Consider the following 13,599-nt stretch of genomic DNA (forward strand, 5'->3'; position numbering starts at 1 on the left):
GCGCAGCCGGACCAGGGCGGCCAGGGCCTGGGCGCCGGCCCCGGGCACGGTGGCGAGGGCCGCCGCCGACGGCACCGTACGCACGGACGGGGTCTCGCCCGGCCACGGTGTCACGCACACCACCGTGTGCAGCCCGTCCGCGTCGGCGCCGAGGGCCTCGTGCAGCGCGGCGAGCGCCATGTCGCGCTGCCAGCCGCGCCCGGCGGCGAGCACCGCTGCGAACTCCCGGGACAGGTCCGTGCCGGCCCGCTCCTCCTCGAAGAGCAGGACGCCGATCCGGGCCGCGACGTCCATGGCCGCCGTCAGCTGCGCGTCGGCAGGCCCCGGATCAGCGTCCAGCAGCCATACGTAGCCCAGGACGACACCCCGATGGCGTACCGGAAGGCAGATGCGGCCCCGGTGGACCCCGGCCTCCGGGGCGGCGGGGATGCGGACCGGGCCCGTCGCGCGGGTGATGCCGAAGCCCTCGAACCAGGCGCGGACCGCGGGGGTGGAGCGCCGGGTGAGGATCGAGCGCGTACGGACGGGGTCCATGGCCGTGTCGTCGTCGCTGTCGTGGGCCCCGAAGGCGACCAGGCCGAAGTCCCGGTTCTCCAGAGTGGCGGGGGCGCCGAGCAGCGCGGAGATCTCGTCGACCAGCTCCTGGTAATCGGCCTTCACCCCGTCATTCTCGCACCCTTTCAGACAGATGTCTGAGATCCAGTACACGGATGCGTGACAGCTGTCGATGGCACGTGTGTACCGGGATCCCTAGATTTCACAGTGGTTCTCCGTGCCGTCCGGGTGCGTTCACACGTGTACCGGTCCGGCCTCGTTCGTACTCCGTGGAGGTGCCCCGTGCTGGGTCCCGTGATTCTCGCCGCGTCACGCAGCGACAAGATGCGTCGTTTCGTCTCGGCCGCGCCCGGCACCAAGCAGGTCGTCGACCGCTTCATCGCCGGTGAGAGCGTCGACCAGGTCGTCCCCGTCATCCAGGACGCGGCCGCCAAGGGCCTCGAGGTCACCCTGGACGTCGTGGGTGAGGACATCACCACCCCCGAGCAGGCCGCCGCCGCGCGCGACGCCTACCTGGAGCTGATCGGCCGCCTCGAGGAGCTCGGCCTCGGCGAGCGTGCCGAGATGTCCGTCAAGCTGTCGATGTTCGGCCAGTCCCTCCCGTCGTCCACCACCGCCCCCGACGGAGGGCCCTCCGGGTCCGCCCCCGAATTCCCGGGCGGCCACGAGCTGGCCCTCGCGAACGTCCGCCCCGTCGTCGAGGCCGCCGCCGCGATCGGCACCACGGTCACGCTGGACGCCGAGGACCACACCACCCTCGACTCGATGTTCGCCATCCATGAGGAGCTGCGGAAGGACTTCCCGCAGACCGGCTGCGTGATCCAGTCCTACCTCTTCCGCATCGAGGCCGACGCCCGCCGCCTGGCCGCCGCGGGCAGCCGGGTGCGCCTGGTGAAGGGTGCCTACAAGGAGCCCGCCTCCGTCGCGTACCAGAACAAGCCGGAGATCGACAAGGCGTACGTCCGCATCCTGAAGACGCTGATGCAGGGCGAGGGCTACCCGATGATCGGCTCTCACGATCCCCGTCTCATCGCCATCGGCCAGGAGCTCGCACGCCAGGCCGGGCGCAAACTGGATGAGTACGAGTTCCAGATGCTGTACGGCATCCGCAGTGAGGAACACGTCCGGCTCGCGGCCGAGGGCCACCGGATGCGCGTCTACACGGCGTACGGGACCGACTGGTACGGATACTTCATGCGCCGCCTCGCGGAGAAGCCGGCCAACCTGCTGTTCTTCGGCCGGTCCGTCCTCACCAAGGGCTGAACGAGAAGAGCTGGACAAAAGGGCTGCACCACGGGCTGAACCAGGGCTGACCTGCCCGGCCGACCACCCCACCTCAACCAAGGAGACAAGGCACTCATGGACGCTGTCACCCAGGTCCCCGCGCCGGTCAACGAGCCGGTCCACACCTACGCCCCCGGCACCCCGGAGCGCGCCCGTCTGGAGGCGAAGCTCAAGGAGCTCGGCGAGAACCCGATCGACCTGCCGATGACCATCGGCGGAGAGAAGCGGATGGGCGGCGGCGCCCGCGTCGACGTCGTGCAGCCGCACAACCACAAGGCCGTCATCGGCACCTTCGCCGGCGCCACCGAGCAGGACGCGCAGGACGCGATCGACGCCGCCCTCGCCGCCGCCCCGGCCTGGCGCGCGATGTCCTTCGACGACCGCGCCGCGATCATCCTGCGCGCGGCCGAGCTGCTGTCCGGCCCCTGGCGCGAGACGATGGCCGCCTCCACGATGCTCGGCCAGGGCAAGACCGCCCAGCAGGCCGAGATCGACACCCCCTGCGAGCTCGTCGACTTCTGGCGCTTCAACGTGCACTACGCGCGCCAGATCCTCGCCGAGCAGCCCCCGGCCAACTCCACCGGCGTGTGGAACCGCATGGACCACCGCCCGCTGGAGGGCTTCGTCTACGCGATCACGCCGTTCAACTTCACCGCCATCGCGGGGAACCTGCCGACCGCCCCCGCCCTCATGGGCAACGTCGTCGTGTGGAAGCCGTCCCCGACGCAGACCCACGCCGCCGTGCTGCTGATGCAGCTCCTGGAGGAGGCCGGTCTGCCCAAGGGCGTCATCAACCTGGTCACCGGCGACGGCATCGCGGTCTCCGAGGTGGCCCTGAACCACCGCGACCTGGCCGGCATCCACTTCACCGGCTCGACCCCCACCTTCCAGCACCTGTGGAGGACGGTCGGCAACAACATCGCCAACTACCGCACCTACCCGCGGCTCGTGGGCGAGACCGGTGGCAAGGACTTCGTGGTCGCGCACCCGAGCGCCGACCGCGCCGTCCTGAAGACCGCGCTGACCCGCGGTTCCTTCGAGTACCAGGGCCAGAAGTGCTCGGCGTCCTCCCGCGCCTACATTCCCGCCTCCCTCTGGAACTCCGGGTTCAAGGAGGAGTTCGCGGCCGAGGTCGACGGCATCACGATGGGTGACGTCACCGACCTGTCGCACTTCATGGGCGCCGTCATCGACGAGCGTTCCTTCGCGAAGAACAAGGCCGCGATCGACCGCGCCGCCGCCGACCCGACCTGCACGATCGTCGCGGGCGGCACGTACGACGACTCCGTCGGCTACTTCGTCCGCCCGACCGTCATCGTCTGCGACGACCCGGCCAACGAGGTCTTCACCACCGAGTACTTCGGCCCGATCCTCGCCGTCCACGTCTACGAGGACGAGAAGTACGACGCCATGCTGGAGCAGATGGAGTCGGTCTCCGACTACGCGCTGACCGGTGCGGTCATCTCCAACGACCGCGCGGCCGCGGCGTACACGATGGACAAGCTCCGCTACGCGGCGGGCAACTTCTACATCAACGACAAGTCGACCGGCGCCGTCGTCGGCCAGCAGCCCTTCGGCGGCGGCCGCGCTTCGGGGACCAACGACAAGGCGGGCGCCCCGCAGAACCTGCAGCGCTGGACGCTGACCCGCGCCATCAAGGAGACGCTGGTCCCGCCGACCGAGTACACCTACCCCCACCAGGGCTGACGGCCGTCGAGGGGCGCCCGGTCCGGGCGCCCCGCCCCGCACTCCGCCTCCCGCCCGGCTCCCCCCGCCGGCCGGGAGGCGGTTTCCGTTCCCGGGCCTCGGCCCCGGGCTGCCTCAGCCCTTCACGGTGAAGCCGGCCCGCAGGAGGGTGTCGTCGCGGGAGGACGGCCCGACGAGCAGCTCGAAGGCACCGGGCTCGACGACACGCCGGCCGGCCGCGTCCACGAGCGTGCACTCGGAGACCGGGAGCTCCAGCAGTACCTCGCGCGCCTCACCCGGGGCGAGCGCCACCTGCCGGTAGGCCTTGAGTTCCTTCTCGGCCCAGGTCACGGACGTCACCGTGTCGCTGACGTACACCTGCACCGTCTCCAGGGCCGGCCGGGCGCCGGTGTTGCGGACGGTGACGCGGGCCCGCAGCGTGTCGCTCTCCCCGACGTTCGCCGTGAGGACCTCCAGGCCGGAGTACGCGACGGTCGTGTAGCTCAGGCCCTCACCGAACACGAAGGCGGGACGCTGGGTGAGGTCGGCGTACCGGGAGCCGTGCTGGCCGCGGATCTGGTTGTAGTACGTCGGCTGCTGGCCCGCGTGCCGGGCGAAGGAGACGGGCAGCCGGCCCGACGGCTCGACGAGGCCCAGCAGGACCTCGGCCACCGCCCGGCCGCCCTGCATGCCCGGGTTGAAGGCGTGCAGGACCGCGGCCGCGCCGTGGGCGGACGGCGGCAGCACCAGGGGCTTGGAACTGATGACCACGACGACGAGCGGCTTGCCGGTCGCGGCGAGCGCGTCGAGCAACGCGACCTGGTCCCCCACGAGTTCCAGGGTCGCCGTCGAACGGCCCTCGCCGACCAGCTCGATACGGTCGCCCACGACGGCGACGACGTAGTCGGCGGCCTCGGCGGCCGCGACGGCCTCACCGATCAGGTCGCCGGAGGGCTCGGCCGGCACGACGACCTCAGGCCGGGGCTGCCCGTCCGGGAAGAACGCGCCCTCCGGGTCGGGGCCCACGGAGAGGATCTCGGCTCCCCGGGCGTACGTGACGTCCCAGCCGTCCGGGACGTGCTCGCGGAAGCCGTCGAGCACGGTACGGATCATGGGGCGCGGGTGGCCGTCGGGCAGCCAGTCCGCCTGGCCGGAGGAGCCCGCCCAGTCGCCCAGCTGGGTCTGGGCGTCATCCGCGTTGGGGCCGACGACGGCGACCCGGCGGGGAGCCGAACCGGCCTCGGCGAGGGCGCGCCCGTCCGGCCCCGGCACCAGGCCGCCGGCCAGCGGCAGGGTGCCGTCGTTGGTGAGCAGTACCAGGGAACGGCGGGCGGCCTCCAGATTCAGCTCGGTGTGCCCGGCGCTGCCGATGACCGCGGCCTGCCGGGCGGCATCGGGGTGGCGGGGGTCCTCGAACAGGCCGAGCTCGAACTTCAGGGTCAGGATGCGCCGTACCGCCGCGTCGATCTCCGCCTCGTCCAGCGTGCCTTCGGCGACCGCGCTCTGCGCGCCCTCGAAGAACTGCGGGGTGGTCATCACCATGTCGTTGCCCGCCCGGACCGCGGCTGCCGCCGCCTGGGTGTGGTCGGCGTGGATCTTCTGCTCCCACACCATGCGGCCGACGTTGTCCCAGTCGGTGACCAGCGTGCCCGTGTAGCCCCACTCGCCGCGCAGCACCTCGCCCAGCAGCCAGTCGTTGACCGTGATCGGCACGCCGTCCATGGACTGGTAGCCGAGCATGAACGTACGGCAGCCCTCGCGGGCGACCCGCTCGAACGGGGGGAGGAACCAGGAGCGCAGCTTGCGCCGGGAGATGTCGGCCTCGCTCGCGTCACGGCCGCCCTGTGTCTCGGAGTAGCCCGCGAAATGCTTGGCGCACGCGAGGACCGCTGTCGGGTCGTCCAGCCCCTCGCCCTGGTAGCCGCGGACCATCGCCGAGGCCAGCTCGCCGATCAGGAAGGGATCCTCGCCGAAGGTCTCGCTGACCCGGCCCCAGCGCAGGTCCCGGGTGATGCAGAGCACCGGCGAGAAGGTCCAGTGGACACCCGTCGCCGCGACCTCGACGGCGGTGGCCCTGGCGACGCGCTCCACGAGCTCCGGGTCCCAGGTGGCGGCCAGACCGAGCTGGGTGGGATAGATCGTGGCCCCCTCCCAGAAGGAGTGGCCGTGGATGCAGTCCTCCGCGACCAGCAGAGGGATGCGCAGCCGGGTCCGCCCGGTCAGCTCCGCCGCTTCGAGGACGCGCTCGGGCGAGGCGTGCAGGATCGAACCGGCGTGCAGGTCCTCGATGAGGTGGCGCACCCCGTCCTTGGCGTTCAGCTGGAGCATCTGGCCGGTCTTCTCGGCCAGGGTCATGCGGCCGAGGAGATCGCCGACCCGCTCGGCGACGGGGAGCGAGGGGTCGAGATAGGGCAGGGAGGGGGACACGGAGGGTCCTTTCGCGACACGGTTCGCTTTCACCATAGAGTCAATACCGACCACCTGGTAAGTATGTCCGGCGGTCGGATCTCCGGGGGCCGAATCCTCCGGACGGTTGAATGGAAACCGGTGCACCGAAGTGCCGGCCCGGCCGAGGCCGGCGGACCTGGGGAGTGGCGAGTGACGGCCGAAGCGCGGCGCGGTTACGCGAAGGGCCGTGCGAAGCGGCGCGAGATCCTGGACCAGGCCATGGCCCTGTTCGGCGAGGCAGGCTACCGGGGCGCCTCGCTCCGGGTGATCGCGACCCGCAGCGGTATCTCGCACACCGGTCTGCTGCACCACTTCCCGACCAAGGAGGCGCTGCTGCTCGCCGTGCTGGAGCACCGCGACGACGTGGACGACGAGTGGCTCTCGCTCGGTGGCACCGAGGGCGTCGAACGGCTGCGGCGGTTCGCCGAGCTGGCCGAGCTGAACTCCGCGCGGCGCGGGATCGTCGAGCTGTTCTCGGTGGTCTCCACCGAGGCGACGGCCGCCGACCACCCGGCCCACGGGTATTTCGTACGCCGCTACGAGAACTCGGTCGCCGGCGCGCAGCTCGCCTACGAGGAGGCGCGCCGGGCGGGCGCGCTGCGGCCGGGCATCGCCCCCGACGACGCCGGCCGCCAGCTGATCGCCCTGATGGACGGGCTCCAGGTGCAGTGGCTGCTCAGCGACTGCACCACGGACATGGCGGGCGTCCTGCGCGCGCACATGGAGGCGCAGCTCACCGTGGATCTCTGAAGCCCGCCCCGGCCCTCCGGGGGCCGGATCGCCGGCCGAGGGCACCCCTCGGTCGTGCGGCCGTCTCAGATAGTAGGAAGTCCGAGTATCTGTAGAGACAGATGGCCCGGGCTGTCCTAGCGTTGTAGGAGCCGAACGAATCGCTGATCCAGCGACCGGCGTGTGCGAGCGTGCCCCGAGCAGGCAACCCCTGCGGCCGCTCCCCGCCCCTCCAGGCGCCTCGAAATCCCGATCTCGACATCCGCTGCGCGAAGTCCCGATCCCGAAATCCACGCGATCTCAAGGAGTCGATCCCTCATGGCCGAGACCACTGTCCGCCGCGTCCGCCACACCTCCCGCACCGCCGAGTCGGAGCGCAAGAACGCCGCCGCAGCCCTGCAGCGGGCCCTCGACCGCAGGGACAACGGCGGGTCCACCGGCCACTGAGGGCCCGTGCCCACCCTGCGGCACCGATCCCGCCCGGGGACCCGCCCGGGCGCGGGATGTCCGGATCGTGGACGTCGAGTGTCATGGGGTGGGACGGAGGGCTAGGGTGCCCGCATGTCTCGCAGCATCGATCTCGCAGTGATCCCCGGCGACGGTATCGGCCAGGAGGTCGTCACCCAGGGCCTCAAGGTTCTCAACGCTGTTCTCCCGCAGGATGTGAAGCTGGAGACCAAGGAGTACGACCTCGGCGCCCAGCGATGGCACCGCACCGGTGAGACCCTCCCCGACGCGGAGCTGGAGGCCCTCAAGGGCCACGACGCCATCCTGCTCGGCGCCATCGGCGACCCGTCCGTGCCGTCGGGCGTGCTGGAGCGCGGACTGCTGCTGAAGCTGCGCTTCGCCTTCGACCACTTCATCAACCTGAGGCCGTCGAAGCTCTTCCCGAACACGGCGACCCCGCTGGCCGGGCGCCCCGAGATCGACTTCGTCGTCGTCCGCGAGGGCACCGAGGGCCCGTACACGGGCAACGGCGGCTCCCTGCGCACGGGCACCGAGCACGAGGTCGCCACCGAGGTCAGCGTCAACACCGCCTACGGTGTCGAGCGCGTCGTGCGTGACGCCTTCGCGCGCGCCGCCGCCCGTCCGCGCAAGAAGCTGACGCTGGTCCACAAGAACAACGTCCTCGTGCACGCCGGCCACCTGTGGAAGAACACCTTCGACGAGGTCGCGGCCGATTTCCCCGAGGTCAGCACCGACTACCTGCACGTCGACGCCGCGACGATCTTCTTCGTCACCCAGCCGGAGCGCTTCGACGTCATCGTCACCGACAACCTCTTCGGTGACATCCTCACCGACCTCGCCGCAGCCGTGAGCGGCGGCATCGGCCTGGCCGCTTCCGGCAACATCAACCCGACGGGCGCCTTCCCGTCCATGTTCGAGCCGGTGCACGGCACCGCGCCCGACATCGCGGGCCAGGGCAAGGCCGACCCGACCGCCACGATCCTCTCCGTCGCCCTCCTGCTGCGCCACCTCGGTTACGAGGCCGAGGCCGTGCGCATCGAGGAGGCCGTCTCCGCCGATCTCGCGGAGCGTGACGGGAAGACCGCACGCACCACCGACGAGATCGGTGACGCGCTCGCGGTACGCGTAGCGAGCTGACCCGACGTCTCCACTTCGAAGCCGCCGGGCCGCAACCGCACCCGGCGGCTTCACCTTGCGGTCCCCGGGTGCCACCATCGACCCCTGGACCGCGTTTTCGCGTCGCCTTCGCGTCACTGTGAACGTCACCGCAATCACGTCATTTCGTGCAGAGCCACCCCCGGGAGATAATCGAACGCGGGACCGCGGCTCGCGGTGGTGCTCGGACGTCCTACAACCTGCCCGGCAGCTGCTGGGGCGGAAGCGGGCGTGGGCGCGGTCCATCACACACAAGACCGGTGAAGGACACGCACTCATGACGACGCCCACGATCGAGCTCAAGCCCTCCTCCAGCCCGCTGTCCGACGCGGAGCGCGAGGCGATCCTGGCCAACCCCGGCTTCGGCCGTTACTTCACCGATCACATGGTGACGATCCGCTGGACCGAGGGGCGCGGCTGGCACGACGCCCAGCTCGTGCCGTACGGGCCGCTGTCGATGGACCCGGCCAACATGACGCTGCACTACGCGCAGGAGATCTTCGAAGGCCTCAAGGCCTACCGGCAGCCCGACGGCACGGTCGCCACCTTCCGCCCCGAGGCCAACGCCGCGCGCTTCCAGCGGTCCGCCGCGCGGCTGGCGATGCCGGAGCTGCCGGCCGAGACCTTCATCGCGGCCTGTGACGCCCTGGTCCGGCAGGACCAGGCCTGGGTCCCGGAGCACGGCGGTGAGGAGTCCCTCTACCTGCGGCCCTTCATGATCGCCGCCGAGGTCGGCCTCGGCGTCCGGCCGGCTGACGAGTACCTCTTCATCGTCATCGCCTCGCCCGCCGGCGCCTACTTCCCCGGTGGTGTGAAGCCGGTCTCGATCTGGCTCTCCCAGGACCGGGTGCGCGCCGTTCCCGGCGGCATGGGCGACGCCAAGACCGGAGGCAACTACGCCGCTTCCCTGCTCGCCCAGGCCGAGGCCGCGGCGCAGGGCTGCGACCAGGTCGCCTACCTCGACGCCGTCGAGCACAGGTGGGTCGAGGAGCTGGGCGGCATGAACCTCTACTTCGTGTACGGGCAGGAGGACGGCGGCAAGCGGATCGTCACCCCCACCCTCACCGGCTCGCTGCTCGCAGGAATCACGCGCGACTCCCTGCTCACCGTCGCCCGCGACCTCGGTTACGCCTCCGAGGAGGGCCGCGTCTCCATCGACCAGTGGCGCACCGACACCGAGAACGGCACCCTCACCGAGGTCTTCGCCTGCGGCACCGCCGCCGTCATCACCCCGGTCGGCACCGTGAAGTCCGCGGACGGCGAGTGGACCCAGGGTGACGGCACGCCCGGCGAGGTCACCCTCAAGCTGCGTGAGCGCCTGCTGGACATCCAGCGGGGCATCGCCGAGGACACCCACGGCTGGATGCACGAGCTCGGCTGACCGACGGCCGCACCCACGAAGGCCGCACCCCTCACCGCCGGGGGTGCGGCCTTCGCCGTTTCGCGGAACGAGTTTTGAACGCCGCTCAAAACCTGGTTAGAGTGCTGCTCCAACCAGGAGGTGCCGTTTACGTGCGACTGACCCCGACCGAACGCGACCGGCTGCTGCTCTTCGGCGCGGCCGAACTGGCCAGGGCCCGCCGGGCCCGTGGCCTGCGGCTCAATGTCCCCGAGGCGACGGCTCTGATCGCGGACACCGTCTGCGAGGCCGCCAGGGACGGGCGCAGACTCGCCGAGGCGATCGAGGCCGCCCGTGCCGTGCTGGGGCCGGACGACGTGCTGCCGGGAGTGGCGGACGTGGTCACCGAGGTCCAGGTGGAGGCCGTGTTCGACGACGGCTCGCGGCTCGCCGTGGTCAGCAGTCCTCTGGCCGGCGGCTCGCTCGGTGACGACGCCCCCGGTGCGCTCCTCCCCGGACCCGTGACGGCCGGACCTGAGCCGTCCGTACGCCTCACCGTCCGCAACACCGCGACCGTTCCGGTGAGTGTGACCTCGCACTTCCACTTCTTCGAGGCCAATCCCCGGCTCGACTTCGACCGCGCGGCGGCGTACGGGATGCGGCTGAACGTGCCCGCCGGGTCCTCCGTCCGCTTCGGGCCGGGCGGGACGGCCGAGGCGGCTCTCGTCCCGATCGGTGGCGACCGGATCGCGATCGGCTTCGCCGGGCTCGTCGACGGACCCCTGGACGCGCCGGGCGCCAAGGAGGAGGCGCTGCGCAGGGCAGCGGCCTGCGGCTACCTCGGAGCAGGAGCAGGAGCAGGAGCAGGAGCAGGAGCAGGAGCAGGAGCGGAAGCGGGGGAGGAGAGCCGATGAATCCGTACGAGTACGCCTCCGTGCACGGGCCGCGCGCCGGGGACCGGGTCAGGCTCGGCGACTCCGGGCTGACCGTCCGTGTGGAGTCCGACGCCCAGAAGCAGGGGGACGAGTTCCTCGCCGGCTTCGGCAAGACGGCCCGTGACGGCCTGCACCTCAAGGCCGCCGCGGTCCGGGACACCTGTGACGTCGTCATCAGCAACGTGCTGGTCATCGATGCCGTCCTGGGCATCAGGAAGGTGTCGATCGGCATCCGTGAGGGCCGTATCGCCGCGATCGGCCGGGCCGGGAATCCGGACACCCTCGACGGTGTCGACGTGGTCGTCGGCACGGGCACGACCATCGTCTCCGGGGAGGGGCTCATCGCGACGGCGGGAGCTGTGGACCCGCATGTCCACCTGCTCTCCCCACGCATCATGGAGGCGTCCCTGGCCTCCGGCGTCACCACGATCATCGGCCAGGAGTTCGGCCCGGTCTGGGGTGTCGGCGTCAACTCTCCGTGGGCCCTGCGGCACGCCTTCAACGCCTTCGACACCTGGCCCGTCAACATCGGTTTCCTGGGCCGCGGCTCGTCCTCGCACGAGGCGCCGCTGGTGGAGGCCCTCGCCGAGGGCGGCGCCTGCGGTTTCAAGGTCCACGAGGACATGGGCGCCCACACCCGCGCCCTGGACACCGCCCTGCGGGTCGCCGAGGACCACGACGTCCAAGTCGCCCTGCACAGCGACGGACTCAACGAGTGCCTGTCCGTCGAGGACACCCTGAGCGTGCTCGAAGGCCGAACGATCCACGCCTTCCACATCGAGGGCTGCGGCGGCGGCCACGTCCCCAACGTGCTGAAGATGGCCGGGGTCCCCAACGTCATCGGCTCCTCCACCAACCCGACGCTCCCCTTCGGCCGTGACGCGGTCGCCGAGCACTACGGGATGATCGTCTCCGTCCACGACCTCAAGACCGACCTCCCCGGCGACGCCGCCATGGCCCGCGACCGGATCAGGGCGGGGACCATGGGCGCCGAGGACGTGCTGCACGACCTGGGCGCCATCGGGATCACCTCGTCCGACGCGCAGGGCATGGGGCGGGCCGGCGAGACGGTACGCCGCACGTTCGCCATGGCCGCGAAGATGAAGGCCGAACTCGGCCCGATGGAGGGTGACGGCCCCGGCGACGACAACGCCCGCGTGCTGCGCTACATCGCCAAGCTCACCGTCAATCCCGCCATCGCCCACGGCCTCTCCCACGAGGTCGGCTCCATCGGGACGGGGAAGCTCGCCGACATCGTCCTGTGGCGCCCCGAGTTCTTCGGCGCGAAGCCCCAGCTGGTCCTCAAGTCCGGCTTCCCCGCCTACGGAGTGACGGGCGACCCCAACGCCGCCACGGACACCTGCGAACCCCTCGTCCTCGGACCGCAGTTCGGTGCGTACGGGGCCACGGCCGCCGATCTCTCCGTCGCCTTCGTCGCGGAGGCCGCCACCCAGCTGGGCGCCGATCTCATGCCCACCCGCCGCCGCAGGGTCGCGGTCCGGGGCACGCGCGGCATCGGACCGGCGGACCTGCGCCTCAACTCCCGCACCGGGCAGGTAGGCGTCGACGGCGACACCGGCCTCGTCACCCTCGACGGCGACCCGTTGCGCTCACCGGCCGCCGAATCCGTCTCCCTCAACCGCCTCTACTTCCTCTAGGGACCCGCCATGACCTTCCGCATGCCGCCCGAATGGGCCCCCCACGAGCGCACCTGGATGGCCTGGCCGGGCCCCAACCCCACCTTCGCCACCGCGGCCGAGCTCGATGAGGCCCGCAGCGCATGGGCCGCCGTCGCCCGCGCCGTGCGCCGCTTCGAACCGGTCACCGTGATCGTCGGTCCCGGTCAGGAGGACAGCGCCCGGGCGCTGCTCGGCCCGGACGTCGAGACGGCCGTACGTCCCCTCGACGACGCCTGGATGCGGGACATCGGGCCGACCTTCGTCACGGACGGCCGGCAACTCGCCGCGGTGGACTGGACGTTCAACGGGTGGGGCGCCCAGGGCTGGGCCCGCTGGGAGCACGACCGGCACATCGCGCGAGGCGTCGCCGAGCTGGCCGGAGTGCCCGTGCACAGCTCGCCGCTGGTCAACGAGGGCGGCGCGATCCACGTGGACGGCGAGGGCACCGTGCTGCTCACCGAAACCGTCCAGCTGGGCGAGGAGCGCAACCCCGGCTGGACCCGGCAGGCCGTCGAGGACGAGATCCACGCCCGCCTCGGTACCGAGAAGGCGCTCTGGCTGCCGCGCGGCCTGACCGGCGACTACGGCACGTACGGCACCCTCGGCCATGTCGACATCGTCGCCGCCTTCGCCCGCCCCGGTGTGGTCGTCGCCCACGTTCAGCCCGACCCCTCCCACCCGGACCACGAGATCACCCGTGAGACGGTCCGGCTCCTGCGGGCCGCCACCGACGCGGGAGGCCGCCGGCTGGAGGTCGTGGAGATCCCGGCGCCCTCGGTGCTGCGCGACGCCGACGGCGCATGGGCCGACTACTCCTACATCAACCACTACCTGTGCAACGACGGGGTGATCCTCTGCGCCTTCGACGACCCGAGGGACGAGGAGGCGGCGGCCGTGTTCGGCGACCTGTTCCCGGACCGTACGGTGACACCCGTGGACGCCCGTACGATCTTTGCCGGTGGTGGAGGCATCCACTGCATCACGCAGCAACAGCCCAGGATCTGAGACCGTGCCCAGTACCCCGCGCCGCCGCAACGTCGCCCCGCCCAGGGAGGACGTGCTCGCCGCCGTCATGGCCACCGTCGCCGAGCGCGGACTCGACGGCCTCACCATGGCGGGCCTCGGCCGCGAGGTGCGGATGAGCAGCGGGCACCTCCTCTACTACTTCCGCACCAAGGACGAACTGCTGCTGCAGACCCTGGAGTGGAGCGAGGCACGGCTCGGAGCCGAACGCCGGGCCCTGCTCGACGGGCCCGGCACCGCCCGTGAGCGGCTCGACGCCTACATCGCGCTGTACGTCCCCGACGGCCACCGCGACCCG

At 71.4% G+C, this 13,599-nt stretch carries 11 protein-coding genes and 1 pseudogene; 10 read left to right on the forward strand and 2 right to left on the reverse strand.

Annotated elements, in window-relative coordinates; all coding sequences use genetic code 11:
• Positions 1-660, reverse strand: a pseudogene (locus VN520_RS31845) (PucR family transcriptional regulator); the annotation flags it as partial.
• A gap of 177 nt (positions 661-837) precedes the next feature.
• Between VN520_RS31845 and VN520_RS31850 the strand changes: the two are divergent.
• On the forward strand, positions 838-1,818 hold the full coding sequence (locus VN520_RS31850) for a proline dehydrogenase family protein (protein ID WP_325750406.1): 981 nt from the start codon (positions 838-840) through the stop codon (positions 1,816-1,818).
• Between the two features lie 96 nt (positions 1,819-1,914).
• Positions 1,915-3,546: an L-glutamate gamma-semialdehyde dehydrogenase gene (gene pruA / locus VN520_RS31855; protein ID WP_325750407.1), complete on the forward strand. Its 1,632-nt coding sequence runs from the start codon at positions 1,915-1,917 to the stop codon at positions 3,544-3,546.
• A gap of 114 nt (positions 3,547-3,660) precedes the next feature.
• On the opposite strand, the gene VN520_RS31860 is transcribed toward pruA, so the two are convergent.
• Positions 3,661-5,952 (reverse strand): glycoside hydrolase family 3 N-terminal domain-containing protein, encoded by a 2,292-nt coding sequence (locus tag VN520_RS31860; protein WP_325750408.1) that lies wholly within the window; start codon positions 5,950-5,952, stop codon positions 3,661-3,663.
• Positions 5,953-6,123: 171 nt separating this feature from the next.
• On the opposite strand from VN520_RS31860, the gene VN520_RS31865 reads away from it, so the two are divergent.
• The 8 genes from VN520_RS31865 to VN520_RS31900 form a co-directional block, all read left to right on the forward strand.
• Entirely contained in the window at positions 6,124-6,723 is a 600-nt protein-coding gene (locus VN520_RS31865; RefSeq protein WP_325750409.1) for a TetR/AcrR family transcriptional regulator, read from the forward strand.
• Between the two features lie 297 nt (positions 6,724-7,020).
• The gene (locus tag VN520_RS31870) at positions 7,021-7,149 is read left to right on the forward strand and encodes a hypothetical protein (RefSeq protein WP_325750410.1); all 129 of its coding nucleotides are present in this window, start codon (positions 7,021-7,023) and stop codon (positions 7,147-7,149) included.
• A 114-nt stretch (positions 7,150-7,263) separates the two neighbouring features.
• Positions 7,264-8,307: a 3-isopropylmalate dehydrogenase gene (locus tag VN520_RS31875; protein WP_325750411.1), complete on the forward strand. Its 1,044-nt coding sequence runs from the start codon at positions 7,264-7,266 to the stop codon at positions 8,305-8,307.
• 295 nt (positions 8,308-8,602) lie between these two features.
• Positions 8,603-9,706 carry a branched-chain amino acid aminotransferase gene (locus tag VN520_RS31880; protein WP_325750412.1) on the forward strand — a complete coding sequence of 368 codons (1,104 nt, stop codon included), beginning with the start codon at positions 8,603-8,605 and terminating at the stop codon, positions 9,704-9,706.
• Positions 9,707-9,837: 131 nt separating this feature from the next.
• Positions 9,838-10,578: an urease subunit gamma gene (ureA, locus tag VN520_RS31885; protein WP_325750413.1), complete on the forward strand. Its 741-nt coding sequence runs from the start codon at positions 9,838-9,840 to the stop codon at positions 10,576-10,578.
• Positions 10,575-12,257, forward strand: a complete 1,683-nt coding sequence (locus tag VN520_RS31890; RefSeq protein ID WP_325750414.1) for an urease subunit alpha — start codon at positions 10,575-10,577, stop codon at positions 12,255-12,257. Before ureA ends, VN520_RS31890 begins: the two co-directional genes overlap by 4 nt.
• Positions 12,258-12,266: 9 nt before the next feature.
• Positions 12,267-13,283, forward strand: a complete 1,017-nt coding sequence (locus VN520_RS31895) for an agmatine deiminase family protein (RefSeq protein ID WP_325750415.1) — start codon at positions 12,267-12,269, stop codon at positions 13,281-13,283.
• A gap of 4 nt (positions 13,284-13,287) precedes the next feature.
• On the forward strand, positions 13,288-13,599 hold a 312-nt coding region (locus VN520_RS31900; RefSeq protein ID WP_325750416.1), incomplete at its 3' end, for a TetR/AcrR family transcriptional regulator.

The sequence above is a fragment of the Streptomyces sp. genome, from assembly GCF_035563135.1.
In the GTDB taxonomy this organism is placed as follows: domain Bacteria; phylum Actinomycetota; class Actinomycetes; order Streptomycetales; family Streptomycetaceae; genus Streptomyces.